22 protein-coding genes and 2 pseudogenes are annotated in these 24,829 nt (G+C 59.1%); 16 read left to right on the top strand and 8 right to left on the bottom strand.

Annotation, left to right across the window (positions count from 1 at the left end; genetic code table 11):
- Window positions 1-336: 336 nt before the first annotated feature.
- The 4 genes from EV283_RS16540 to arsH are packed head-to-tail and all read left to right on the top strand — an operon-like array spanning window position 337 to window position 3,147.
- Complete coding sequence (locus EV283_RS16540; protein ID WP_130327213.1) at window positions 337-669, top strand: helix-turn-helix transcriptional regulator; 333 nt, start codon at window positions 337-339, stop codon at window positions 667-669.
- A gap of 11 nt (window positions 670-680) precedes the next feature.
- Window positions 681-1,109, top strand: coding sequence for an arsenate reductase (glutaredoxin) (arsC, locus tag EV283_RS16535; protein WP_130327211.1), 429 nt, complete (start codon window positions 681-683; stop codon window positions 1,107-1,109).
- A complete protein-coding gene (locus tag EV283_RS16530) occupies window positions 1,109-2,392 on the top strand; it encodes an arsenic transporter (protein ID WP_130327209.1) in 1,284 nt (427 codons plus the stop codon). Before arsC ends, EV283_RS16530 begins: the two co-directional genes overlap by 1 nt.
- A complete protein-coding gene (gene arsH / locus EV283_RS16525; RefSeq protein WP_130327207.1) occupies window positions 2,392-3,147 on the top strand; it encodes an arsenical resistance protein ArsH in 756 nt (251 codons plus the stop codon). The genes EV283_RS16530 and arsH overlap by 1 nt, the downstream gene beginning before the upstream one ends.
- Before the next feature lie 834 nt (window positions 3,148-3,981).
- Here arsH and EV283_RS16520 read toward each other — a convergent pair.
- Together EV283_RS16520 and EV283_RS16515 are read right to left on the bottom strand one after the other, a co-directional pair.
- The gene (locus EV283_RS16520) at window positions 3,982-6,282 is read right to left on the bottom strand and encodes an EAL domain-containing protein (RefSeq protein WP_242616029.1); all 2,301 of its coding nucleotides are present in this window, start codon (window positions 6,280-6,282) and stop codon (window positions 3,982-3,984) included.
- Between the two features lie 270 nt (window positions 6,283-6,552).
- The gene (locus tag EV283_RS16515) at window positions 6,553-7,140 is read right to left on the bottom strand and encodes a hypothetical protein (protein WP_130327205.1); all 588 of its coding nucleotides are present in this window, start codon (window positions 7,138-7,140) and stop codon (window positions 6,553-6,555) included.
- Window positions 7,141-7,433: 293 nt separating this feature from the next.
- Between EV283_RS16515 and EV283_RS19335 the strand changes: the two genes are divergently transcribed.
- On the top strand, window positions 7,434-7,655 hold the full coding sequence (locus EV283_RS19335; RefSeq protein ID WP_130327203.1) for a hypothetical protein: 222 nt from the start codon (window positions 7,434-7,436) through the stop codon (window positions 7,653-7,655).
- 360 nt (window positions 7,656-8,015) lie between these two features.
- Here EV283_RS19335 and EV283_RS16505 read toward each other — a convergent pair whose 3' ends face one another.
- A complete protein-coding gene (locus EV283_RS16505) occupies window positions 8,016-8,651 on the bottom strand; it encodes a recombinase family protein (protein ID WP_130327201.1) in 636 nt (211 codons plus the stop codon).
- A 270-nt stretch (window positions 8,652-8,921) separates the two neighbouring features.
- Between EV283_RS16505 and EV283_RS16500 the strand changes: the two genes are divergently transcribed.
- From EV283_RS16500 to EV283_RS16475, 8 genes and pseudogenes are all read left to right on the top strand, one after another.
- Window positions 8,922-9,167 carry an AbrB/MazE/SpoVT family DNA-binding domain-containing protein gene (locus EV283_RS16500; RefSeq protein ID WP_130327199.1) on the top strand — a complete coding sequence of 82 codons (246 nt, stop codon included), beginning with the start codon at window positions 8,922-8,924 and terminating at the stop codon, window positions 9,165-9,167.
- Window positions 9,164-9,551 (top strand): annotated as a pseudogene (locus EV283_RS16495) (type II toxin-antitoxin system VapC family toxin). The gene EV283_RS16500 and the pseudogene EV283_RS16495 overlap by 4 nt, the downstream one beginning before the upstream one ends.
- Before the next feature lie 69 nt (window positions 9,552-9,620).
- Window positions 9,621-9,707 (top strand): annotated as a pseudogene (locus tag EV283_RS19495) (IS5/IS1182 family transposase); the annotation flags it as partial.
- 356 nt (window positions 9,708-10,063) lie between these two features.
- Complete coding sequence (locus EV283_RS16490) at window positions 10,064-10,966, top strand: HWE histidine kinase domain-containing protein (protein ID WP_242616028.1); 903 nt, start codon at window positions 10,064-10,066, stop codon at window positions 10,964-10,966.
- 927 nt (window positions 10,967-11,893) lie between these two features.
- Window positions 11,894-12,040, top strand: a complete 147-nt coding sequence (locus EV283_RS19240) for a hypothetical protein (RefSeq protein WP_165391812.1) — start codon at window positions 11,894-11,896, stop codon at window positions 12,038-12,040.
- A 196-nt stretch (window positions 12,041-12,236) separates the two neighbouring features.
- On the top strand, window positions 12,237-12,605 hold the full coding sequence (locus EV283_RS16485) for a DUF2946 family protein (RefSeq protein WP_165391811.1): 369 nt from the start codon (window positions 12,237-12,239) through the stop codon (window positions 12,603-12,605).
- 79 nt (window positions 12,606-12,684) lie between these two features.
- The gene (locus tag EV283_RS16480) at window positions 12,685-15,057 is read left to right on the top strand and encodes a TonB-dependent receptor (protein WP_130327195.1); all 2,373 of its coding nucleotides are present in this window, start codon (window positions 12,685-12,687) and stop codon (window positions 15,055-15,057) included.
- 8 nt (window positions 15,058-15,065) lie between these two features.
- A complete protein-coding gene (locus EV283_RS16475) occupies window positions 15,066-16,460 on the top strand; it encodes a PepSY domain-containing protein (protein ID WP_130327193.1) in 1,395 nt (464 codons plus the stop codon).
- 228 nt (window positions 16,461-16,688) lie between these two features.
- Here the strand turns inward: EV283_RS16475 and EV283_RS16470 are convergent, their stop codons facing one another.
- Complete coding sequence (locus EV283_RS16470) at window positions 16,689-18,743, bottom strand: EAL domain-containing protein (protein WP_130327191.1); 2,055 nt, start codon at window positions 18,741-18,743, stop codon at window positions 16,689-16,691.
- Window positions 18,740-19,288 (bottom strand): GAF domain-containing protein, encoded by a 549-nt coding sequence (locus EV283_RS16465; RefSeq protein ID WP_242616026.1) that lies wholly within the window; start codon window positions 19,286-19,288, stop codon window positions 18,740-18,742. Before EV283_RS16465 ends, EV283_RS16470 begins: the two co-directional genes overlap by 4 nt.
- A gap of 374 nt (window positions 19,289-19,662) precedes the next feature.
- On the opposite strand from EV283_RS16465, the gene EV283_RS16460 reads away from it, so the two are divergent.
- Window positions 19,663-19,977 (top strand): hypothetical protein, encoded by a 315-nt coding sequence (locus EV283_RS16460; RefSeq protein WP_130327189.1) that lies wholly within the window; start codon window positions 19,663-19,665, stop codon window positions 19,975-19,977.
- A 626-nt stretch (window positions 19,978-20,603) separates the two neighbouring features.
- On the top strand, window positions 20,604-21,074 hold the full coding sequence (locus EV283_RS16455; RefSeq protein WP_130327187.1) for a hypothetical protein: 471 nt from the start codon (window positions 20,604-20,606) through the stop codon (window positions 21,072-21,074).
- Between the two features lie 360 nt (window positions 21,075-21,434).
- Here the strand turns inward: EV283_RS16455 and EV283_RS16450 are convergent, their stop codons facing one another.
- From EV283_RS16450 to EV283_RS16440, 3 genes are all read right to left on the bottom strand, one after another.
- The gene (locus EV283_RS16450) at window positions 21,435-21,896 is read right to left on the bottom strand and encodes a hypothetical protein (protein WP_130327185.1); all 462 of its coding nucleotides are present in this window, start codon (window positions 21,894-21,896) and stop codon (window positions 21,435-21,437) included.
- Window positions 21,897-21,907: 11 nt separating this feature from the next.
- The gene (locus tag EV283_RS16445) at window positions 21,908-22,561 is read right to left on the bottom strand and encodes a hypothetical protein (RefSeq protein WP_130327184.1); all 654 of its coding nucleotides are present in this window, start codon (window positions 22,559-22,561) and stop codon (window positions 21,908-21,910) included.
- A gap of 395 nt (window positions 22,562-22,956) precedes the next feature.
- A complete protein-coding gene (locus EV283_RS16440) occupies window positions 22,957-24,063 on the bottom strand; it encodes a helix-turn-helix transcriptional regulator (protein WP_130327182.1) in 1,107 nt (368 codons plus the stop codon).
- A gap of 276 nt (window positions 24,064-24,339) precedes the next feature.
- On the opposite strand from EV283_RS16440, the gene EV283_RS16435 reads away from it, so the two are divergent.
- A complete protein-coding gene (locus EV283_RS16435; RefSeq protein ID WP_130327180.1) occupies window positions 24,340-24,828 on the top strand; it encodes a MarR family transcriptional regulator in 489 nt (162 codons plus the stop codon).
- Window position 24,829 lies beyond the last annotated feature (1 nt).

Below are 24,829 nucleotides of genomic sequence, written 5' to 3'. Positions count from 1 at the left end.
GCGCCTGAACGGGTGTCATTTCCACACCCTGGCAGGACAGTCAAAGGGCCCGCCTGGTCGTGCGAAGCAGGGCTGGGGAGAGTGTCCTCTTTGCAACCGCGGTCCGCCTCTGGGGTACCATCGTCGGGACGTTCATCAGTGTAGCTCTGCCCGTGATCGCGGAAGCGGAATGTCTGCGATGGAGAGGAAAGCGGAACGGCGGCTATTGAGATGGCAGAAGGCGTTAGCGGACGTCGGCTGACGCAGCGGCCTTTCTCACAAAGGTTCGTGAATTGAGAAGGTTGGCATCGAAAATCTCGAACTAGCTATGCCTGAGATATCTTCTATGCTGGATATATGGATACCGACTCGGCCATTGCTGCACTTAGCGCTCTCGCACAAGGCACACGCCTCGACGTGTTTCGCCTACTGGTACGGCACGAACCAGATGGAATGGCGGCCGGCCAAATCGCCCGTCAGCTCGACGTGCCGCAAAACACTATGTCCGCGCACCTCGGCATTCTCTCGCGCGCCGGCATCGTTCACTCTGAGCGGCATAGCAGGTCAATCATCTACCGCGCCGATCTGAACGCGCTGCGCGCGCTGACGCTGTTCCTCGTCAAAGACTGCTGCGCCGGCTCGCCTGAACTGTGCGCACCGCTCTTTGTCGAACTCACCCCCTGCTGCTGAAAGGACGCGCCGTGGCCGTCGATATCGTGATCTACCACAACCCCGAATGCGGAACGTCGCGCAACACGCTGGCGATGATCCGCAATGCCGGCATCGAGCCGCACCTTGTCGAATATCTGAAGACGCCACCCTCGCGCGCGCTGCTAGTCGAGCTGATCGATCGCGCCGGGATCACGCCCCGCAATCTGCTTCGTGAGAAGGGCGCGCCCTATGCGGAGCTGGGCCTTGATGACGAGGCGCTGTCGGACGACGCTCTGGTGGACGCGATGATAGCGCATCCGGTCCTCATCAACCGACCGCTCGTCGTCTCGCCGCTCGGCGTGAAGCTGTGCCGACCGTCCGAAGTGGTTCTCGATCTGCTGCCCGAGCCGCAACAAGGCGCCTTTGCCAGAGAAGACGGCGAACAAGTCGTAGATGCCTCGGGTCAGCGCGTCGCCTGATGCTGCTCGCGCTCGCTATCTTTGTCGTCACGATCGCGCTTGTCATCTGGCAACCCAAGGGCCTCGGCATTGGATGGAGCGCGCTGAGCGGTGCAGCGGTCGCGCTGCTCGTCGGGGTCGTATCTGTCTCTGACGTACCTATGGTATGGGGAATCGTCTGGAACGCGACCGCGACGTTCGTCGCGATCATCATCGTTAGCCTGTTGCTTGATGAAGCCGGATTCTTCGAATGGGCGGCGCTCCATGTCGCGCGTTGGGGCCGGGGGCATGGTCGCCGGTTGTTCGTCCTTATCGTCCTGCTCGGCGCTGCGGTGTCCGCGCTGTTCGCCAATGACGGCGCGGCACTGATCCTGACGCCGATCGTCATCGCGATGCTGCGTGCGCTGGGATACAAGGACAAGGCGAGGCTGGCGTTCGTCATGGCGGCGGGGTTCATCGCCGATACCGCCAGTCTGCCGCTGATCGTCTCCAACCTCGTCAACATCGTGTCGGCCGACTTCTTCCGGATCGGCTTTTCCGATTATGCCTCGGTGATGGTGCCGGTCGATCTGGCATCGATCGCCGCAACACTGGTCGCGTTGCTGCTGTTCTTCCGACGCGACGTACCGGCGAGTTACGATGTGGAACAGCTCCGTTCGCCTGCTGACGCGATCCGCGACCATGCGTCTTTCAAGGCGGGCTGGGTCGTCCTCGCGCTGCTGCTCGCCGGCTTCTTCCTGCTCGAACCTTTCGGCGTGCCGGTCAGCGCTGTCGCCGCTGCCGGCGCGATCCTCCTGCTCGTCATCGCCACGCGTGGCCATGTCATCCAGACCCGCAAGGTGCTGGCCGGCGCGCCGTGGCAAGTCGTGATATTCTCCCTTGGGATGTATGTGGTCGTTTACGGCCTGCGGAATGCCGGCTTGACCGATCACCTTGCCGGCCTGCTCGATCGCACCGCGCAAGGCGGCGTGTGGGGCGCGGCGTTCGGCACTGGGATCATCGCCGCGCTGCTGTCGTCGGTGATGAACAACATGCCGACCGTGCTAGTGGGCGCGCTGTCGATCGACGCGACACACGCCACGGGCGCGATCAAGGAAGCGATGATTTACGCCAATGTGATCGGTTGCGACCTCGGGCCGAAGATCACGCCGATCGGATCGCTCGCGACGCTGCTATGGCTGCATGTCCTCGGGCAAAAAGGCATCCGGATCGGCTGGGGCTATTACTTCAAGGTCGGCGCGACGCTGACAATTCCGGTGCTGTTGGTGACACTCGCCGCGCTTGCCATAAGGCTCAGTCTGTAATGCCGCTCCGCACGCTCTCCGATCCCGATCATCTTCCCGCGCTGGATCGCCGCTACGCACTCGACCGTCCCGCCCTCAGGTTGGGAGCCGGCGAGCCGCCCCCGCGTATCCTGCTGCTCTATGGCTCCCTGCGCGAGCGGTCTTATTCGCGCCTGTGCGTCGAGGAAGCGGCCCGCCTTCTGCAATTCTTCGGCTGCGAGACGCGCATTTTTGATCCCGCCACGCTGCCGCTCCCCGATCAGGTGACGGGGGACGATCACCCGGCCGTCCATGAATTACGGGAACTGTCGATATGGTCGGAGGGACATGTTTGGTGCAGCCCCGAGCGGCACGGCCAGATTACCGGCATCATGAAACTGCAAGTCGATCACCTGCCGCTGTCGATGGGGGGAATGCGCCCGACGCAGGGCCGGACTCTCGCCGTCATGCAGGTGTCGGCCGGATCCCAGTCGTTCAACAGCGTCAACACGCTGCGCGTGCTGGGTCGCTGGATGCGGATGGTGACGATCCCGAACCAATCCAGCGTCGCAAAAGCGTTCAACGAGTTTGACGAGGCCGGTCGGATGAAGTCGTCCAGCTATTACGATCGGATCGTGGATGTGATGGAAGAGCTAGTGCGCTTCACGATCCTTCTGCGACCGCACACCGGGCAGCTTGTCGACCGCTATTCCGAGCGCAAAGACGCCGGGGTGGCGATCCACCCGACGACGGACTCATCGAACATCGCGGTTGCGCCGCACGTTCCAAAGTACTGAATAAGCTTTCCCAAAAGGGAACGGCCAGCGAGACGGCGCGGGCGCTCTTGAAATTGATCTAGGATTGAGAAAGGCAGCTCGAGTATGGAAGTCTGGATCTGCTGTCCTGGCTTTAGGGTAGAGATATGCCGACTACCTGCGCGATAGGGGCTAACGCCGACGCCCATAACATCGGAAAAAAGATGCGCGCTGCGCTGCTATTCATGCTGTTCGCCCTAGGGGCTTGTCGCGACCACAAGCGACTCAATAACTTCGACGCGAAGCCAGGCGAGAATACGACAGCCCCTTACAATGGGGTGCCTGTGGGAGAGTAGAAGAAATAATCGAGTGGGAGGCTGGCCTTCATTTTTGAATATAAGCCGAGTTTTATTATGCTGCGCATCGTCTGCTTTACACTTACGCGGCGCAAGCTTCGCAGCCGTGGCAGTTTTTCAATCATCCGGTCGCGGTTATCAGACCATTATAAGGGGCGGGACAGGTTGTCTTTGGCAGACGGCAAAGTCAGCAACCAACGCGTGGAATGTTTTCGACCAATGCGGACAGTGCTTCATCCTGAAATGTATGAGGACGAACCTGACGGTTAGGCAATGATAGCCGCAAGCCCCGACGGTCGACTATTTTCATATCACGCACTTTCATAGCTACCATTAATAGCGGACCCTCAAATAATATATCGCTGGACTGATCATCGGCAAAATCACTCTTAAAAAGGCGAACCAGGGTTGCCTCCTCGGACCATGGAAAATCTATCAAAACACTACCCGATCATGATTTTGCCTGAAGATAGGCAGGTATAATTTCAAGACATACATTCTGAACCATGTTATTTAGATTCTACGCCGCACGCGATCGTATGAACGTGGTAGCATCTTCAGCACGTAATGGCTTCGAGTATAGATACCCCTGTGTAGCGGTGCATCCCGCAGCGGAAAGCTTGCGCGCTTGATCCTCTGTCTCGACACCTTCGGCTATGATGCTGAGACCTAGTGCGTTTCCTAGGCCCATTATCAGGTCGACGATGGCATATGTACTCTTACGCGTACTAATTTCGTCAATGAACGACTTATCTATCTTAATGGTATCGATGGGATACCGACTGATGTAGCTCAATGACGAGAACCCGGTTCCAAAATCGTCAAGTGCAATCCGAACGCCTGATTGGCGTATAGCTGCGATGATTTCAGCGACTTGGGGAGAAGGATGAAGAAATATACCTTCTGTTATCTCCAGTTCAAGGCATTCCGGCGGCAAATCACATGATGTCAATATAGCTGCCAGATCGGCCAGAAAGGCGGGGTCGACAAACTCCGCAGCAGATGTGTTTACACTCATTCGCAGTGTTGAACGCCCCTGAAGAACGTGCCACTTCTTGAGTTGCGTACAGGCCTCGATCATGACCCGACGATCGATCTCGCGGATTAGTCCGATCTCCTCGGCAACAGGAATGAAGTCGGATGGAGCAATGCACCCGAGTTTTGGATGGTCCCATCGGAGTAGCGCTTCGAAGCTCGAAATTGCCCCGGTCGTTGGATGAACGATTGGCTGATACGCTAGGTGAAACTCACCCTGTTGAACAGCAATGCGAAGGTCGGTTTGGAGAGCGAGGCGCTCCACTGCCATCTGGTGCATCGATGGGTCGAATATGGCGTAGTCGCCATGCCCGGCACGTTTGGCCTCGTACATGGCAATATCGGCATCGCGGAGAAGATCATCCGGCGAGGTATCCCGGCCCAGCGACTGGGCGATTCCAATGCTGACGGACGGAAAAACGCTTTGATTGGAGAGCTGAAGCGGGGTTCGCATCGCATCGAGAATGCGCTCGGCAACCCCCACAGCCGTCAACAACCCGGCCGTATCCTCGATAAGAATAGCAAATTCATCACCTCCGATCCGGGCGAGGGTATCTTGCGGCCTGACACTGCGCTTCAAACGCTGGGCAACGTCGCGCAGTAGCGTATCGCCATGAACGTGGCCAAGGCTGTCGTTCACGATCTTGAAGCGGTCCAGATCCAGGAACAGGAACAGGATAGCGCATGTCTGGTCGTTCCGTGACGCTTCGCGGTCTAGGGCCGCCTGAAGCTGGTTCATGAAATACGCACGGTTTCGGAGCCGCGTCAGTCCATCATGGAATGCCGTATACAGGAGTTCAGCCTCAACGCGCTTTCGCTCAACGATCTCGTTTGCCAAGGCAGCATTCTGCCCTTCAGCGACACGTACGCGGACCGCGAGGTCTTCTGCGCTCTTCCGCTCGGATATGTCGCGCTGGACGGATACCCAATGGGTATACCAGCCCTTTTCATTGGCTACGGGCACTATGCTGAGTTCGACCCAGAACTTGGTGCCATCCTTGTGATAGTTGACGAGTTCGACCTCGATCGGCTGCCAATTTTCTAAAGCGTATCTAAGCTCAGCGCGGGTGACGGGATCCGTATCAGGCCCCTGCAGAATACGTGGCGTCTGACCAATGACCTCCTCGGGCAAATACCCGGTGGCCTGGGTGAACGCTGCATTGCAGTAAAGAATTCTCGGACCAGGCATGGTGACCGGTTCAGCTTCGGTAATGATGATCGAGTCCCGAGCGTGGACGGCGACAGACTCGAGAAGCCGAAGTCGCTCAATATCAAAGTCGTGTCCGTTCACGCGATCCGATCCAGGTTCCTTATGCCGGAACTGGGAATTCAGGATGGTCGCCAAATGGGCGGCGTGCGCTTGCACCGTGTAAACCTGCGCAAGGCTGAGGTTTTTACGCTGCCTTTTGTCGACGAGAATGAGGTAGCTGGGGACGTCTCGGACTAGAGATACTATCGTGACGAAGCAAATAGCACCGGCTTCCGATCCAGAAAATCGTATAGACGCGACCGGAGGCAATCCGATATTCTGAACCGCGAAATTTTGCGCGCCCTCTGCTCCAGGCGGCGCAAGCACCGGTATAACAAGATCTACAGACTGGTTGGAACTGGTTGCAATGACCGTCACGGTTCCACCGCTGATCTCGCAGATAAACGCGTCAGATGCGTCTGTCGCATGCACGGCGTCGTCCGCAATCTGGTGCAGGGCTTCATATTGCGGCGCGGTTAGTCCGCGCAGCTCTGAACTATCGCTATGCGCTGAATAGGTTTCGATATCACCGTCCATATTTACTCCTGCCAGGGTTCAGCATGCCCTGACGCGGGAATGAACTATCGAACGGCAAACGCTAAATCATAGAGTAAGGTTCAATAAACTCACGGTTATCGGTCGCCTTCAAATAAAAGAAATATCCGGCATTACGCAACCTACTGATATTTATACCTTACAAGGTATGAAAGTATTTTCCCCGACTGGGGTCGAGTTTCGGGAATGTCCGGGTTGGAAGGTTAGCCGTCCGTCCGCTTTGGGCAGCAGAACAGAGGGTTTGCTCAGTCGTTAAGGCTTAGCTTGTTCGTTCCCGATGAAGGCAAACTCAAAGCCCGCGGCCAACGCGGCGTTGATTACGCAAGGGAACGGCCCGTCTTCCTTAGGCGGCCCGCGCTGCTGCATTGCCCACTCAGGGTTTAGCGCATGGACGCCGTATTGCGAGTGAAGTGCACCCCTCGCACCGCAAAGCTTTTCGACTTTGCGGGCGAACCCATCGTCGTCTGTGACCCCGACTTCATACTTGGGCAGTTTTCCGAGGAGGTGGTGCGTCGTCAACCATCTCTGCGCCTCAGCCTTGACGAGTGCCGAAGATTTCGCCTTAGTTACAGCGTCTAGTCGCGTCTGAGCATCGCGCGGCAACTCCACGTCATAGAAGCTGGCAGCTTTCGCAATACAAGCAATCTGCTCGTTGGTGATCGCGCGCTTGGCAGCAACCACAAGCACATCCGACTCGGTCAACTTGTCCGTTCTAACCGACACGGATCCCGCCCCGCAGCGTGCAGTTCGCTGTGCCGCCACCTGCGGCGTTATCTGATCGTAAGCGTCCAGCATCGGACTGGTCGCCTGAGCGGCAAGAAGGATAAACGGTCCAAACATCAGCCCATCATGCCCGTCTTCGCGAGCGATCGAAAGCCTCGGAAACGTCCGCAACTGGGCGTTAGCTGTCTACGATCTGATAGCTGATACTCACTCCGGAGACACTCCCCTTCTGTTTGAATACCCTAGACTTTGTAGCGTATCGGATACGTAGGCGTTCCGGGGATAGCCACTTCATATCAGCCCATGACCCTTCCCAGTCACCCACCCTAGCGGCGCCGTGATCGTCATCTGCAACGAAGGCGTTGCCCCCTCCCGATGGCTTATCGTTCGCGACCAATATCGAAATTTGGGTGGAGAAGCCCGTGGTTGCTGCGCAGTCCCGCTGGAATAGCACCGCGACACGCTTGCCATCAGGCGAAGGGCTTCGCGAGGCGACGGTGTTCTGGCAGGCGTTCGAACACCCTGAGCAAATCATCAACGCTGCGAGTGATGCTGCCCTCATTGTCGCGGATGGTAACCGTAGCTTCCCCGCCGTCAACGGCCGGTTTCGGCAACGACAAATTCGGGCCTGAACGGCCGGTTATGGGCGTAAGCGGAATTGCTGCTTGGCGCCTGCTGCCCGCCGCGCCCTGTCGAGAAACACACGGTTGTCGTCAGGCGGCAGGTCAGGCGACCGAAGCTGCCTCAACCTATGCGTGGCACATGCGACATACCCTGTCGCTTTGTCCGATTGTGCGGAAACCAAAATCTGGTTGTTTTCCGTCACCCACCACGAAGAGGCGCGACGTCGCGCTTAGTGTCAATTCGGGTATACCCTGAGTGGGCATAGGCTTTTGTACACAAAACCCGTTCCAACAAGGTTGGTAGTAGAGAAATCGGACACCTCATTATGAGGGTCTAGAGTCCGCCTGAACACATTAGGGGTGCACGCCTCAGATTGCTGCGGCAGCCTCTGCCTGTCGACGGCGATCACGAGCAATCTTGGCGAGCAGCGTTCGACTGCACCCAGTCGCATCCATTATATCGCGCCAGCTTCGACCATCGCGAAGAAGGCTCGAGATTGCAGCGTTGCGGGTCTTGTTCTCGGGACGCCCCTTATAAAGGCCGGCCGCCTTGGCCTTCTGAGTACCCTCCGCCTGTCGACGACGGCGATCCTCATAGTCCTTCCGCGCGACCGCGGCGAGGACGTCAAGCATCATAGCGTTAACCGCCGCGAACATCCGGCCGGTAAATTCGTCGGTCGGTGCCGCCAGGCTCCATGACGTCGGAAGATCGAGCGCGACAATCCGAACCTGCTTGGCGTCGATCAAGTTGCGCAGCTTGACCCAGTCCGGTGAGGTTAGACGCGAAAGCCGATCGACCTGCTCAACCAGCAGTACGTCTCCCGGCTCGCAATCCGACAGTAGTCGAAACAACTCCGGCCGGTCGAGCTTGGCGCCGCTTTGGTTTTCGACATAGCGTGCGGCGATTCGAAGCCCATGCTCGGTTGCGAACACCTCGAGCGCGGTTCTGGCGCGGGACGCGTCCTGTTCAGATGTGGAAGCGCGGAGATAGGCTCGGATAAACATGCCGCAGTCTGCTATACGTAGTGCTTGTTAGTCCAGTCCTTTTTACGCCCTTCGCGCATACATAAAGCACCAGCTAGGCACAGGTCTTTGAAAGGCACACCCTAAAAGCACCTAGTTTTGGGTTATTTATGGGCGATGCGGGATGGCGAGGCACAACTTCAACCTCATGCCACAACCGGTCGAATGTGGCATACCATTCGAACGCCCGTCAGTACGGAATAAGGTGGCTAATCTCTTGCCGTAGGGCCGCGAATGGGTAAGGGTGCTGCTATGACGGTGCAGGTCAATATTACTCCGAATGGGCGAATGAGCCTGCCGGCTGACATTCGTAAGCGGCTGGGCCTAACTGGTGGCGGCGCGGTCTATCTCGATGAAACCGAAGACGGGGTCGTTCTGCGAACGGCGAACCAAGCGGTGGCAAGAGCACAGGCGTTAGCCAAACAGTATACTGGTGGTAAGCCCGAGGCTTCGGTTGACGCCTTCCTTAACCGGCGTAGCGAGGACAGTGGCGAATGACCGTGGTGCTGGATGCATCGGCGCTCATTGCCATGATCAAGGGCGAGAAGGGATCCGCGAAGGTCGCGGCAGGCATCGCAGGTGCCCGAGTGAGCAGTGTAAATTACGCCGAGGTGGTGACGCATTTTATCCATGCCGGCATGCCCGAGCGCGAGGTCGACGCCATGCTAGATCCATTGCCATTGATCGTAGTGCCGGCGGACAAGGCTCTTGCGCAGATCGCGGGGGGGGCTGCGGGCAATGACGGCCGAGGCAGGGCTTAGCCTCGGGGACCGATTTTGCTTGGCGCTTGCCCGGCGCGATGGGTTGCCGGCATGGACGAGCGACCAGAACTGGAAGACGATTGCCGATGCCGTCGAGGTCAAGGTCGTAACCATCCGCTAGGGTCAGAACCCATCGATGAGAGCGTAGCGATTTGAGTCAGGCTCCGTGGGGAAACCGTAGACGAGCGACATGTACTGGCTGACGGATGAGCAGTGGATGCTTCTGCAAGCTTATTTTCTCAAGAGCGTCGGGAAGCTTCGGGTTGATGACCGCCGGTCGTGAGCCTATCCGGCTGCTGATGTGATCGGAGAGTTCCGGGGTAACGCTCCCACGTGCTCTGACCGGCCCGCCGATCACTTTCCCAAGTGGTGGCGGGGCGTTACCTTGGAAACATTCGGAAATAAGATCGTTCACCGGCCGCCGGGTTGCCCCCAAGGTAGTCCGGTCGGCCCGCCATTGCCCCCCGGCGATGCGGGCCGTTACCTCGCACTAGATCGACAATGTCGCGTTGAGCTGCGGCTAGCGTGCTCCGGGAAAGAGCCTTGCAAAAAGTAGGCGTCATCTCAGGCGGGGCTTCGGGTTTGCCGGGGAGGGCAGCATCGAGCGCGTTAATCCCGCTCTGACCTCGTCGTTTGAAGAAGCTGATGATGTCCGCTGGTCATGCCGTCGGTGCCGAGCGCAGCGAGCAGCCGGCAGACCGGCAGATGCAGATCGATGGAATAGATCGCGCCGTGCGCGACCGATCGCTGCTGGACATTGAGTATCGCTTGCGGACGCCGGCTGGCGAGGAACGCTGGGTACAGATCCGCGGACAAGCAAGCTACCGCGCAGATGGCACACCATTGGCGATCGTCGGGACGACCCAGGATGTGACCGCACGCAAGCGCGCCGAGGAGCATCGTACCCTTCTAGCAAACGAGCTGAGCCACCGGGTGAAGAACACGCTGGCATCCCTGCAGGCGATCGTCTCGCAAACAATACGCCGTGCTACCTCTGTGCAGGAGGCCGGCACGACGCTGGAAGCACGCATACAGGCGATGTCTGCCGCGAATGACTTGCTGATCAGTGGCAGGTTCGAGAGCACATCCCTGCGTGCGCTGGTTGAGCGCACGCTTACCCCCTTCGGGGTGGAAGATGGTCAACGGTTCAAGCTTTCCGGCAAGGACCTTCAACTCCCGCCCCGCCTGGTGGTCGCATTCGCCCTTGCTCTCCATGAGCTTGCAACCAACGCCGCAAAATACGGCGCGTTATCGACCGCCAATGGCGTGATCGATCTGAGCTGGAAGGTCATGGACGGCTGGCAACCGCATGATCTCCACCTCACCTGGGTTGAGTCAGGAGGCCCACCGGTTGAACCGCCAACGCAGACCAGCTTTGGCACCCAGCTGATTCAGCGTGTTTTGGCGTACGAAACCGGTGGAACGGCTAAAATATCATACCTTCCGGGTGGGGTCGTGTTCGAGGCCGTCGCACCGTTGGTCGACAGCGCCGACAACGACAATGAGCAGCAGGATAAAGCTAAAGGATGGAACTGAGGCTCAGTCACCCTCCGTGTTCCATCTAAGCCGCATTCACACCATGCGTCCGATAGCTAAATATTTATTTAGATAGTTGGCAAGACAAGGGAGGGTAAACTGCGCATCTACTCCATGTCTACTATTGCCACCCGCCCTCCCGAACGCCGCCGGTCCGGTTTCCTTCCCATTCCGGACATTCCGCTTCCGCCCAATTTCGGCCATTCCGCTTACGCCAAAACACAGACGCGCAGGCCGCAGCCTTGATGGTAGCTTACATGGCTATAGGTAAGAAATGCGCCGACCGATGCTGATCAAGGGCGGACCCGCTCACATCTGCTGCGATCATCAAGGTTCTCATCTATCGATCCTGAATAGAAGGTCGACGGCAGGGCTGAAACAGAGCACCACGGTAAGAACCACTACGAACGTCAGAAGAAAGTTGGTCGTAAATGCACCAGCCGAAGGGTAAACCAGCCTCCTCAGAATTCCGCAGACCAGCCATATGGGTGCGGCGAATAATGAAGCGATCAATAGCACCCGCCCTAGACTGGCCAGAATATGCGTTTAAGCACAACCGATTGAGGGATCGCACGTACCCAACACACTGCCCAGCAGTACAATACTGCCGATGCCAGATGCAAGAAGCCCGACCGTAAGACAGCCAAACGGCCAAGCCTTTCGTATGTGCGGAAAGAGTGGATCTTCGCTCATGCTGCGGCCCTAGTAACAATCGGAAGCCCTTTAAAGTAGCCGCTTCTGGATCTGCTACGCTGGTACAGGACGCGGACCGTCCGCTCTCCACCAATTCCGGCCATTCCGCTTCCGCTCATCGTCGCGCGGAACATATTCTATACGGCCGCCAGTTTCGGACGACGCATAGGTTAGACATTCTGTCCCAAACCTAGGATAGGTGCGCCGTACGACACAGCGTAAGAATTTTCCTTCATGAACGAACAACCGGCGCAACCTGCGGACGTCCTTAAATCACGCATGGAGACGTTACTCGCATTGCTAGATCAGTATGATTTTCCGCTGCCTGCTGCGTGGCTGGCAATGGCGATCGAGGCGATGCCAACCGGCGACATTCAATAATGTCCGATATTCGAGAAACCCGGACTATATGGAAGACGCGACGAACGGATCGGAAGCGGCCGGTCCGCTTTCCTTCCCGAACCAGACGTTCCCGAACTGCCGTGCTGGCCGACACAGCAATGACAGGACAGCATAGCTGCGCTACCGGGGTCCGGTGCTCACAATTCGTCGCCTCCTAGCGCAACGCTATTTTGCTATGCTGGTTTGCGCAGCAACGGTGTTGCTCAAGCTGCTGGTGCCGCCCGGATACATGATCGGCAGCGAGCACGGCCGGATTACGATCGAGCTATGTTCCGGCGTCGCTCCTCGAGCCGTGACGATGGCAATGCCGGGGATGCACGGCGACATGCCCGATCACGGCAAATCGAAGGATCATGGCAAGGCTGAAATGCCGTGCGCCTTTGCGGGCCTGTCCGCAGCATCGTTCGGTGCGATCGATCCTATTCAGCTCGTCACCCTGATCGCCTTCGTCATGGCGGTCGGGTTTTCACCGGCCGTGCTGCCGGCGATCATTCGCCGCAGCTATCTTCGGCCTCCGCTTCGAGGTCCACCGTCCCTCCTTTGACCAACTGATCGCGTGCTCCTTCAGGGGCAACCACGTCCACGGCCCGCGTGCCTTCGCGGGGCCGGTCAAAGGCCTGTTCATGATCCGATCCCACTTGATGGCGGGGGCGTGCCTGCCCTGCCTCCTGCTCGCCGTACCGGCATCCGCTCAGGGTGACGCAGCACCCACCACGAAGCCCAACACCACAGCCATCAATGCGCAGGGCGTCGGACCAGCAGAAACTGGCGACATCATCGTTACGGCGCTGAAACGCCCGCAGGCGCTTCAGGACGTGCCGGCAAGCGTCACCATTCTTTCCGCCGACTTGCTTCGCCGGCTCAATGCGCAGGACTTTTCCCGCGTCGCGGACTCTGTCCCCGGCTTGGCCTTCGCGACCACCGGACCCGGCAACTCGCAGTACATCATACGCGGGACCGGCGGGGTCGGGTTCGTCCAGTCGCCGACCACAGGCGTCTATCTCGACGAAACCCCGCTTCAGACCCGCGCGCTCCGCGGCTTTTCACAACCCGACCCGCAGCTGTTCGACGTCGCTCGGGTCGAAGTGCTGCGCGGGCCGCAAGGCGTGCTGTTCGGATCGTCGTCGATGGGCGGCCTGGTCCGCATCGTGACCAACCAGCCCGACCCTACCAAGATCGCCGCTCTTGGTCAGGCGAGCGTCTCTACGATCACCGATGGCGGCACGAGCTGGGACGCCAAGGCGATGCTCAATCTGCCGATCGTCGCCGACACCCTGGCGCTGCGCGTCTCGGGCGGGTTTGTTCGGCAGGGCGGCTGGATCGACGATCTGAGACCCACTACCGGCGACCTGACCGAGAATGCGGGAACCTCGGCGGTCCGCAAGGACGTCAACTGGACGCGCACCAGTACGGTTCGCGCGGCGCTTCGCTGGAATGCCACGCCGAGCCTGACGGTCACGCCTTCGCTGATCTGGCAGGACGCGTACGGCAATGCGGACCGCCCCCATAGCGACGTGACCTTTGGCAAGCGCGCGCGGCTCAAGGCGCGGTATGCGGACACGTACGCCAAGGATCGGTTCGTGATCGGCTCGCTGCTGATTGAGAACCGGTTCGATGCGCTTGGTGGGTTCACCGTGTCGTCCAATTCGTCCTGGCTCGACCGGCGCAACCGGCTGTCGTTCGACGTCACCGCATTCGATTCTCCGATTGTCGAGGACATCGTCGGGCCGGGTCCAGGCGGCAAGCTGTTCCCAACGCCGCTCAAGGATTTTGGCCGCACGAAGCAGTTTACGCAGGAGGTGCGCGCGGTGTCCGACGGCCCGGGGCGGCTCCAATATGTGTTCGGCGCGCTCTACCGCGATCTCCATCAGGACTCCGGCCGTACGATCACCGTCGCAGACCTGTTCGGCGTTACCGCGCCGCTGCCGCTTGGTGCCAGCAGTCCGGCCGTCATCCAGGACACGACGGTGCGCTTCCGTGAGAGCGAGATCGCGGCCTTCGGCGAGCTGACCTATGCCGTGGTGCCGAAGGTGAAGGTCGCCGCTGGCGCCCGGGTGTTTGCCTATCGCCAGCGCGAAGCGAGCCGACGCTACGGGATCGGTGGCGTTGCAGGCGGCGATCTCGCCTACGATTATGACGAGCGCAATCGCGAGAACGGCGTCACACCGCGCTTCACGCTAAGCTATGAGCCAAGCCATGCCGCGACGCTCTACGCCAGCTACTCGCAGGGATTTCGCACCGGGGGCGTCAACGCGCCCGTGACGGATGATATCTGCTCGGCCGCGGAACGTCGCGCGACAGGCATTCCCGACGTACCACCACCCTACGACAGCGACCGTACCGATAATTACGAAATCGGCGCCAAGACCAGCCTCTGGGGCGGTCGCGTGCGGATCAACGGCGCTGCTTATGCGATCGACTGGAAGGATTATCAGCAGGCGTTCCAGACAGCGTGCGGAATCAACAATGCGACAACCATCTCCTTCACCGTCAACGCCGGCCGGGTTCGTAGCCGTGGTGGCGAGCTTGAGGTCACCGTGTCGCCGATCCAGGGGCTCGATCTTCACGCGGGCGGTTCGTTCACCGACGCGACCTACCGGAACGACGTCCCCAACCTGCTTCTGCCAGCAGGGTCGCGTGTGCTCGATGTGCCGCGCTGGTTGTGGAATGTGCGCGGCGAGTACGAAACCGCACTCACCGACGGTCTGACCGGCAATCTGTTTGCCGCGGCGCGTCACGTCGGTGGGTCCAACAGCGGGTTTGGTGAGGGTGAGGTGCTGCCGCGTCCGGCCTATACGCTGGTCGACGCCTCCGCCGGGGTGACGATGCGTGGCGGCTTGGGCATCGACCTGTTCGTCACCAACCTGTTCGATGCCGTGCCGGTCTTTGGGCAGGAGTTCACGACGTCCCCTGGCAATACCACCGCCACCAGCTACTTTTCCTATCTCGTCGGCCCGCCGCGGACTGTCGGGATACGTCTGACCACGGCCTTATGATGGCGGGCATGGACACTTCAGCAATGAACGGGAACCCACCTAACGGCCGACGGACACCCGGTGGGCGGTGGTACAACGCGGTATGGCGCTGGCACTTTTATGCTGGCCTGTTCTGCATCCCGTTCATCATCTGGCTGTCGCTGACGGGCACGATCTATCTGTGGCGGCCGCAGCTGGAAGCATTGCTGGACCGGCCCTACGACCGTCTCCCTGTTGCCGGGCGGACTGTTTCACCCGACGCGCAGGTCGGCGCGGCGCTGGGGGCAGTCCCGGGTTCGTCGCTGCATAAATACATACTCCCGGAACATCCGGGAAACGCCGTGCGTGTCATTGTCTCCGCTGATGGCGTTGATCACCGCGTCCACGTGGATCCACGTTCGCTTGCGGTGCTGAGGGTCATTGGCGAGGAGGACCGGCCGCTCAACGTGGTGTCGCGTCTTCACGGCGAATTGCTGGCGGGGGCGTGGGGCAGCTATCTCGTCGAGATCGCCGCCTGCTGGGCGATCGTCATGCTCCTGACAGGTGTCTATCTGTGGGGGCCGCGCAACCGGAAAGGGCTCGCGGGTGTCTTCTACCCGCGCCTGAGGGGCGGCCGACGCTTGTTCTGGCGTGATATTCACGCGACTGCTGGCATCTGGGTGTCGGTGTTCGCGCTCGGGCTGATCCTGACTGGCCTCCCTTGGGCAAATGCCTGGGGCAGCTATCTCGGTGAAGTGCGCACGCTCACGGGCGCGACGCAGGGTCCGGTTGACTGGACGATCAGCGGCAAGGCGCCAACGCCGAAAACGGACGCGATGCTCGACCCTCACGCCGGGCATGACGGCATGGTCATGGCAACACCCAAGATCCGACCGGGTGAACTTGCCCGCGTGATCGCGACGGTCCGGCCGTTGCGGATCGCGCCGCCCGTGCTGCTGTCTCCGCCCGAGCATGATGGTGCACCGTGGGCGGTGTCGTCTGACGCAGCCGATCGTCCGCTGCGATCGGACGCGCAGGTGGATGGTGCGACAGGGCGCCTTGTCGGCCGTGTCGCGTTCGCCGACCGCCACTGGATCGACCGGGTCATCGGCTACGGCATCGCGGTCCACGAGGGCGCGCTGTTCGGTATAGCCAACCAGATCCTCGGCACGCTCACTGCGCTGCTGCTGGTCGTCCTAGCCGTATCGGGTGGGGTTATGTGGTGGCGGAGGCGACCGACGGGCTTGTTGGGTGCGCCGGTGCCATCGGCGCGCCCACGCTACCGGCCTGCGTTAGTCGCAGCGATCGTCGGCCTTGGGATCTATATGCCGCTGTTCGGGCTGACGCTGTTGATCGTGACGATAGTCGAAAGGGTCCTGCTGCGGCGCCTCCCCCGAGCGCGGCTTTGGCTGGGACTGGAGTCTCCCGCCCTTCGCACTACCTGAACAACGACCCTAGCTCGTGGGCAACTGTGTGAGAAACCCTGTCGCAATCACGACTATGCGGGAAACAGGTGTTTTCCGACAGCACGTAGCGGGCAGTTGGCGCTCAAAAGCGGCCTGGCCGTTTCCCGCCCAGTTCAAGACGCTCAAGCGACAGATTGAGCCTCACCAAAACGGTCATTCATTCAGGCTGATTTTACCTGCACGAGCCATCGTAGACGGCAAAGGAACTCATGCGAATGCGGCTCCATCGTCGACGGCGCAGGGCTTCAGCAACATCGTCCGACGGACGCGATCTGGCTCGGCCAACGTCCGCGATGGTTTACCTATCAGATAGCCCTGGATCGCCGAGCATCCCTCCCTTTCGACAATCGACAGCTGTGCGGGCTGTTCGACGCCCTCGGCCAGCACCGGGATGTTCAACGTTAGGCCTAGTCCCGCAACCGAGCGTAGGATTGCTACTGCTTGATCGTCACGTTCGATCTCAGCCACGAAAGACGCGTCCAGCTTGATGCGGTCGAAGGGGAAAGACCGAAGAACGTCGAGGGACGAATACCCCACGCCAAAGTCGTCCAGGGCAATGGCGATGCCCATGACCTTGAGAGCGTTTAGCTGGCTCAGCGCGAACCGGCGGTCGTGGATGATGGCACTTTCGGTCAGCTCGAGCGATAGGCGCTCGGGTGGCAGGCCGCTATCCTCCAGCGCCGACCGTACCGTGTTTACCAGTCGCGGATCGGCAAGGTGTATTGGCGAAAGATTGACGGCAACGGGATGCCTGTTGGGCCACAGGGCGGCCTCAAAGCATGCCTGACGCAAAATCCAGATGCTAAGTGGGACGATGTCCCCGCTCTTTTCCGCCAGCGGGATAAATTCTGATGGCGGAACCATCCCCCTGGTCGGGTGCCTCCACCGGACCAATGCCTCGTAACCCGAAATCTCCCCCGAAGGGAGCGCCGCTTGGACTTGATAGTGAAGCTCGAACGCTTCTGTATCGAGCGCAGTCCTGAGGTCGGCGATCAGCTCGCGACGCTCCCGGATCGCGTCATCCATCTGACTATCGTAGAAGCAGGGTTCGCCGGAATGCGCGGATTTGGCGCGGTACATGGCAAGGTCCGCCTTAGCGAGCAGCACGTCGGCGTCGAACCCATCATGTACGGCGAGCGCGACACCGATGTTGGCTGAAATCGCTGCAGTAAACCGGTCGAAAACGAAGGGCGCATCGTATGCAGCGCGTAAGCGGCCCAAGAAGTCATGGAGGTCCTCTGCATCCTGGTATGAGACGACCGCCGAAAATTCGTCGCCGCCAAGGCGTGCAACACATTCGCCCGGCTGCAGCAACGCGGTAAGGCGGGCGGCAAGTGCAACAAGCAGTTGGTCGCCCGCCTGATGGCCGTAGGTATCATTCACGACCTTGAAGCGCGATAGGTCCATCATGACCACGGCCATGCAGGAATAACCGCCCTTGATCAGAAAACGCTGCTCAAGCTCCTCGATAAAACTGATGCGGTTCGGCAGATCGGTCAGACCATCATGCATCGCCATCCGGCGCAGCCGGGTATAGGATTCGGTCTGGGTGTGACCGTCGATCAGGGCGCTGATCGCTGCGCAACCCACGATGATACAGGTCGCTACCGCTGTGGTAATGGCGAGCGCGACCATCGTCAGATCCGACAGTCCCTCACCAAGTTGCAACACGGTGACCTGCATGGCGGCCATGCCAGTGAAATGCAGAGCTGCAACCGCGAGCGCGAGCAGCCCTATCGCCTTGGAGTTACGCAGTCGGCTGTGGCCCTTTAGAGTATGAAATGCGCTAGCGCTTAGTCCACACGAGAGCACGACTGACGTAACGACATAGCGCCAGTCCCATGTAACGATACCGTCCACACGGTACGCCGCCATGCCGACATAGTGCATTACAGCGATGCCAGTACCGATGATGCCTCCACCAGCCGCGCCGCTCCAGGAACGACGTTGCACAGCGAGAGCCAAGCCGGGCACCGCGAGGAAGGTCACTGCGAGAAGCGAAAACAGGGTGAGGATGGGATCCAGAACCACTGGTGCAGTCGCGCGGAACGCCATCATGGCGACGAAATGCGTCGCCCATACCATTGTCCCTGCGCTTACCGCGGTGAGCACCACCCACCCAAAGCGACTGTAGCCCGCGGCCGCCCTCACGCGATGAAAGAGCTGAACGGTGGCGGCAGAGCCCATTAGGCAAATCAGCAAGGCTAGTCCGACCAGGCGCAGATCATGCTCCTGCGCTATGCAGAGCGCTACCCGCATCATGCTGCAGCACCTCGCTTGAGCAGGTCCAATCGCGCTTCAAGCGCCGTCGACGCCTGCCGGGCCAGCCCGATCAGATAGGCCTTCTGGTCTGCCGATGCGGGCGAACGACGCTTCGTGTCGAGAATGCATAACGCCCCCACATCGATACCGCTTAGTCGTCGAAGCGGCGCCCCGATATAGTAGCGGATGTGAGGTTCGCCCGCGACAACAGGCAGGTTGGCGAACCGCGGGTCGGCTTGAGGGTCGATGGTCTCCAGTATTTCGGGCCGATCAAGCGTAAAGCTGCAAAACCCGCTGTCGCGCGGAATGCAATCAATGACGAGGCCGTGCCCCGCCTTGAACCACTGTTGATCATCATGGATCAGTGACATGAGCGCGATCGGCGCGTCGAATGCGTTGGCCGCCGCGGCGACAAAACGATTAAATATGGGTTCGGGAGCAGATCCTAGAATGCTCAAGCCACGAACGGCATAAGAGCGTTTTCGCTCTTTGAACAAGGTCTTCAGCATTCTTCTCTCGTCATCGCGCGCGGTGACGATCGTCATCACCTTTGAATGATTAAAGAACTGTTTCGAATGAGCCAGTTGCCTCGTAAGGGGCTCGGAACAAACGTTCGCTACCTGCCAGCATCGCCAGATAGCGGACGGTCCGCTTCCCATCAGGCGCCGACATTCGCGCTCCCCTGCCCACCACCTGAACAAGCGTCCGCTCTTCGCGATCGCCGCCCGAAAGCGGACATTCCGCTTCCGCCCACACCCGGACGTTCCGATCGGCAGCTCCCAGACTCGAAAGCGGACATCCGTTCATCGCCACTATCGCTGATGCAGAATTCAAAAGTTTTGCATCAAATCAACAGGGCAAAACCGCCGGTGGGCTGATCCCACTTGCAGGCATTCAATAGCCCTTGCATGACGATCAAATGCTGATTTTACCGCTTTTCATCGTTGGCATCATTTCGGGTGTTGCCCTGATTGCGGGCGCAGTAGCCGCTGTTTGCCGTCTGCTTACCAAGAGCAATGCGGTGTCCCTGACATTAGGGACTCTCAGTATGCCAGTTCTAATCGGCGCTTCACTTGTCGATTGGATAATGACGATGGAAGCGGACGACACCGCGCCCGGCAATGTCATAATCGGAAGCTTGGTCGCGCTTGTGGTATTCACGCCTATCGCGCTTCTTGCCAGTCACCTCACGATCAGATTCCTGTCTAAACGCGCTTCGCGGAACGGCAGCTAACCACCCGCTCTCCGCAAGCGTGATGCGAAACTCACGGATTTCGCATCAGCCCAAAAACTGAGAGAAGCCAACGGCTCGGGCGATGCAAAATGCTGATGCATTTGGAATACCCGTTCAATGGCAGGTTTCCCGGGGCGTTGCCTCCAAAGCGGACAGTCCGCTTTCCTTCCCAAACCAGACATTGCCGCGGCGGAGACACCCTCCGCCGCACCCTCTCGGATCCGGCCGACGCGCTCTATCAAATGGCGCGCGATGGCGTCATGTACCCCCGCTATACCCTACCTCGAAGCGAGCAAACGCGGAAGTGAGGGTTGGAAAATCCACCCGTACCCCAAGAGGATCTATTAGTTCTTCGCGGTAATTGCATAATAGCATGTGTGCCAAACCCGCCGTCAACAGATACTTAAGGGCTTTTATTTCGACTTGAAACGATCGCTCTGCGCTCGATCGGAATTGGAAGCCGTGATCGCGACCACGCAGCATCACATTAGATTCTAACGGTTTTACTTACGAAAATGTTAAGTGTACTAAATACATCCAAATTCGTCGCTGTACAACTTGAAGGCCATAAAAGACTCTCTAGAATTTTTATGCCAAGCGCTTTGCTCGGCCGTTAGGGGGGATCGATGGCTATTAGTCTGAAAATTGTCGGCATTTTCTTTGGATGCACGGTTGATTTTACAAACGGCCTGACTGAGCAAACCATAGCTGACGTGCTAGCCACCGCCAGTGCGGACGCCAACTCGGGCAAAATAACTGACGTTTCATCATTCAACTATGAAACATCAAATCCACCTAACCGCTCGCTGATTTCAGTTTCGGCGACGTACACCGCTGAAGTTCATGGCCGAGGAGTGGAGGGTGCCTATCCCCCCGGTGAATACAGCCTGACCGAAGACCTTAGTGATCGGCCAGCCTACTCTGTATGGCAGTACTATGTTTACGATGCCAGTAACACCCCGATCATCCGCGGCGTAAAGTATCTAGACGATCCAGCTGCCACCGTTCCAGAAGGCGGTACCGTAATTTTTCGCCTGGTTTCAATTTTGGCCGGTCCGAATCCCCGTAGCAAGATTGTTGCCTCGCGGCAGGCATAGGGCGTTCGAGCGAACTGTAGTGGTTTGGCACTCTCAGGTCGCCGAAAGGCTGAATTATTTGTTGCTGCTAAATGGCCATGCCGGCTTTGAATTGTCGATGTCAGCATGGCCATCCGGCATCTAAGCGGCGGAGAACCCCTCCGCCGCGTCCACCCAAACTTCACCCAGTTACAGCCTTTCGTGCCTTGCTGTACCCCGATGATACCTCGTCTCAAAACGCCCGAACATCGACATTCAAGTGCTTAATCCGATCATACGAAAGCAGCCCTTCGTTCAGCACGATCTTGCCGCTTCGCCATTCACCGCGTGGCAATTTCGGGAACAAGCTATCGATAAGAGGTTCAGGGAAGATGGCTTCGGTTAATTTCCAAACATCGCGGTGACGCGTTCGCCTTCGATGAACTGGGCGTCCCCCTGCTCCAGCAGATTGCGTAGCTGGTAGCGTAGGTCCGTGCTGCCGGTCTTCCTGCCTAGGCTCGCCGGCTTGAACAGGACCTTCAGCCGCGTCTCACCGGGCCGCGCGCCGTCCTCAAGCCAAGCCTTGACCTCAACCGTGCGAAAGGCAGCCACCCCCTGTACGTCGAGCATTTCGCCCTCTTTCCGATCGAACGTGAACTTGACCCGGACTGGAGGTTTGCCCGCAACTGTCGTGATGTGCTCTGCCTTCTGCTGCATTGAGGCAAATGGTTTGGCAAGTTCCGCCCAGAGCTGCGCCCGAGGCAGTGCCACCATCGTTTCGTCAGTAGGCGGCTCATCGGACGGCCGCATCATCATGTAGGTGACGCCGAGCACGAGACCGGCGATAACGAGGGCGCTCTTCATATAGCTAGATCCTACTGCTGCGACGTATGACGCGCCGGAGTGAAGCCATCTGCCCCGCCGGTGTCGCAACCAGCCCGGCGCATCTCTTGCTGCATGGCGCTGAGCTGCATCACCGCGCGAGCGGTGTCACCCATGGCGGCACCCAGGTTGTCCGGACGCTTAGCGTCGCTCGGCCCCGACATCTGGAACTGCTCAATCATCTCGCGACATTTTTCCGGATTGCCCACGATGCGCGTCAGTTCGTCGAGTTCCGCCTCGACGACCATATCGAAAAGTCCGTTCGCTAGGCTGGTGGACCGAAAGGCCGGAGCGACGAAGTCGTCCGGTGCGTCGCCACGTTGGACGTGGGTCGTCACCCTTGATCGCTTGCCACCGTCAATCGGTTCGATGTCTGCGAACATCCGAATGGCGGTCTGAGCCCCGCTGTGGACGGTGTAGACGATCCCGGTGTCCGTTTTATCGTGACTGAAAGTCGGATTAACGCCGCCGGACCGCGACGGATCGGTCGTAGGCGCTCCCGGCGCACGTCGAATGTCCACGTCGAGCAACGCCGCGGCGACGGCACTGGGCGGACGGTCGACAACGCGGACGTAGCGATGGTCGAACACCCCAGCGAAGTAAGCGCCCCCTATGACGACGGTGCTGAAGGCGACGATCTTGAACATGACTCGTTATCGGCGCGCCGCAGTTTCAGCCGGGTTAAGGCACCGCCTTGATTCAGGAACGACGGTTGCATCAAGCAATGTCCGTGTCGTCAGCTACCCTGCTCGAAAGCAGAACGTCCGCCTACCTCTCCCATTACGGCATTCGGGAGCGGATAGCCGGGCTGCAAAATCTGTCATCCGCAAAGATGAACCAGCGTCCGAAGTTGGGAAGCGAACAGGGAGCGTTGAACGTCCGCAACTGGGTCTTGCACTCCAAGCCATGGCCGTGCGCATGTAGCAGTTCCCTGTTTTAGGTGATTGAGCCAAGTTCCGGGGCAGTGGAAAGACGCAACCGCTCCCGGCGCGTGAGCGGTTGCGTCTTATTAGGTAAGCTTGTCGGTCTGCCACTTGCAGGATCAGGGGAGAGGTGTGCCCGGCGGTGCGATGAACCCTCCGGCCATTTTTCCATTCGCGTCTAGGAAAGCAGACATCAATACTCCACCGTTGGCGAAGACCAGATTGTAGACGTCGTCTCCCATTCTACCCTTCCCTTTGTAAGTGACTGACCTCAACTCGCCCATGGATTTGAACATAGGTTGTGACATCGGCATATCGCTCCGCACCAATTCACCGAATTTCGGGGCAAGTTTGTCGTAATCTGGCGAGCCACTTGCCAGGCCAGCAACAAGGTGCCTCACTGCAGCCTCAGTGCCAGGTGATGGCATCTCTGCAGAAGGGATGCGGTTGCCTGGTTGCATTATGCCGCCCGCCATTCTGCCCTCGGGATCAAGCGCGGCCGACATCAGCACCTGACCGTTGGTGAAGACGAGGTTGTAGATGTCATCATTCTTCATGCCGCGTGAGCGAAACGTCACAGATTTCAGCTCGCCGAGGGCCTTGAACATGGGGTGTGTCATGGGGAGATCGCGTTGAACGACCTTAGCGAACCCAGGCGAAAGTTTTCCGTAATCGGGTGAGCCGCTCGCGAGGCCGGCGACAAGCTGCCGCAGCATAGCTTCGGTGCCTGGGCTTGGTGCTGCGTTCGCTGATGTTGCTAGCGCCGCATCGGCAACGGCGGGTGGAATTGCATGTTGGCCGCCAGTGCCAGGGGCCTGGAGCCAGAGGATAAGGGCGGCTGCCGCGACTAAAATCATAAGGAACGCTCCTGAAATCACGTAGATGGAGGATCGCCGCTCACCTCGCGTGGTCAACAGGTGCGGAATGGCGGCAGCGACATCCTCAACGATCGCGTTGGTTCCCGAAAGTCCGGACGTTTGGGGTACTAGTCGGTTGGCCTCTCCGGCTGCTTCCACCAGCTTTGCCGCCTCAAGCGAGGACGTCACGCCCAGCTTGGCACGCGCCATCTTAAGACGCTTTTCGACAGCGTGAGGAGAGACGCCAAGATCCAGCGCCATCTCCTTGGCCGTCTGATGACCCAGACAACGCTTCAAGCACTCCCGCTCACCTATCGTAAGGCGCAGGATCGCGGCCTGCATGCTGTCTTCTATCTCGTCTGTCTTCATGCGAGCCATGGTAGCGCTTAAGGAGAAAGTACCAACTATGGCGTCTGGTACCGCTCTAGTACTCTGATTGGGTACCAACCCGTTCCGGCGGCGTTCCGAGCTCGCATTTTGGCAATATCGGGTAGCCGATCGGCATTCGGGGGCCGATAATGGGTCGGTGTCGCGCTGCAAACCAACCGTTCCGATAAACCTGGGCAGTCGTAGTTCTCCTTGTTGATAAACGGAGCCTAAGGTACGTAACTTGACACGTAACCTGTTACCGAACATCCTTCGAAGATGGCCGACTACATCGAGTCCTACGGAAGCGCATTCCTAGCGCATCGACTGCGCCGTTCGTCGGACCGTATCGTCGATCAGATAAGCGGAGTCCTTCTCCAGCTAGGCCTCGACGTTCCACCGCGTGGCGCTTCGATGTTGTTGCTGATCGTTGAGCACCAACAGATCGGGGTAGTAGAAATCTCGCGATGCCTGCGATTGTCTCACCCGCTTATCGTTCGCATGGCACGGGAATTCCAAGAGCGAGGCTTGGTCGAGGTCAACGCTGATCCGTCCGATGGCCGGCGACGGGTCTTAAGTCCGACGGAGAAGGCGCGTCACGAGGCCGCCGCCCTAAGGGCTTTCAACGCGGACCTCAACGCCCTGTTTGATGGCCTGTTTGCGGACATCGACGCTTCTCTGATCTCAGTCCTTGATCGCTTTGACGCCCAGCTTGATGCGTCATCGATCACAACGCGTCTCGCCGCTCTCAAATCGACCAAGGAGTAAT

The sequence above is a fragment of the Sphingomonas sp. BK036 genome, from assembly GCF_004216825.1.
GTDB lineage: Bacteria > Pseudomonadota > Alphaproteobacteria > Sphingomonadales > Sphingomonadaceae > Sphingomonas.
This window is presented reverse-complemented; position numbering and strand designations above follow the sequence as displayed.

Bases quoted from the DNA above. Each gene is read 5' to 3' on its own strand.
- EV283_RS16540 (WP_130327213.1), top strand. From the start codon at position 337: ATGGATACCGACTCGGCCATTGCTGCACTTAGCGCTCTCGCACAAGGC.
- EV283_RS16500 (WP_130327199.1), top strand. From the start codon at position 8,922: ATGACGGTGCAGGTCAATATTACTCCGAATGGGCGAATGAGCCTGCCG.
- EV283_RS16465 (WP_242616026.1), bottom strand. From the start codon at position 19,288: ATGACGATCGTCACCGCGCGCGATGACGAGAGAAGAATGCTGAAGACC.
- EV283_RS19240 (WP_165391812.1), top strand. From the start codon at position 11,894: ATGAACGAACAACCGGCGCAACCTGCGGACGTCCTTAAATCACGCATG.
- EV283_RS16440 (WP_130327182.1), bottom strand. From the start codon at position 24,063: ATGAAGACAGACGAGATAGAAGACAGCATGCAGGCCGCGATCCTGCGC.
- EV283_RS16515 (WP_130327205.1), bottom strand. From the start codon at position 7,140: ATGTTTGGACCGTTTATCCTTCTTGCCGCTCAGGCGACCAGTCCGATG.
- EV283_RS16470 (WP_130327191.1), bottom strand. From the start codon at position 18,743: ATGATGCGGGTAGCGCTCTGCATAGCGCAGGAGCATGATCTGCGCCTG.
- EV283_RS16455 (WP_130327187.1), top strand. From the start codon at position 20,604: ATGGCTATTAGTCTGAAAATTGTCGGCATTTTCTTTGGATGCACGGTT.
- EV283_RS16435 (WP_130327180.1), top strand. From the start codon at position 24,340: ATGGCCGACTACATCGAGTCCTACGGAAGCGCATTCCTAGCGCATCGA.
- EV283_RS16450 (WP_130327185.1), bottom strand. From the start codon at position 21,896: ATGAAGAGCGCCCTCGTTATCGCCGGTCTCGTGCTCGGCGTCACCTAC.
- arsH (WP_130327207.1), top strand. From the start codon at position 2,392: ATGCCGCTCCGCACGCTCTCCGATCCCGATCATCTTCCCGCGCTGGAT.
- EV283_RS16530 (WP_130327209.1), top strand. From the start codon at position 1,109: ATGCTGCTCGCGCTCGCTATCTTTGTCGTCACGATCGCGCTTGTCATC.
- EV283_RS16445 (WP_130327184.1), bottom strand. From the start codon at position 22,561: ATGTTCAAGATCGTCGCCTTCAGCACCGTCGTCATAGGGGGCGCTTAC.
- EV283_RS16505 (WP_130327201.1), bottom strand. From the start codon at position 8,651: ATGTTTATCCGAGCCTATCTCCGCGCTTCCACATCTGAACAGGACGCG.
- EV283_RS16480 (WP_130327195.1), top strand. From the start codon at position 12,685: ATGATCCGATCCCACTTGATGGCGGGGGCGTGCCTGCCCTGCCTCCTG.
- EV283_RS16460 (WP_130327189.1), top strand. From the start codon at position 19,663: ATGCTGATTTTACCGCTTTTCATCGTTGGCATCATTTCGGGTGTTGCC.
- EV283_RS16485 (WP_165391811.1), top strand. From the start codon at position 12,237: ATGCTGGTTTGCGCAGCAACGGTGTTGCTCAAGCTGCTGGTGCCGCCC.
- EV283_RS16520 (WP_242616029.1), bottom strand. From the start codon at position 6,282: ATGGACGGTGATATCGAAACCTATTCAGCGCATAGCGATAGTTCAGAG.
- EV283_RS16475 (WP_130327193.1), top strand. From the start codon at position 15,066: ATGGACACTTCAGCAATGAACGGGAACCCACCTAACGGCCGACGGACA.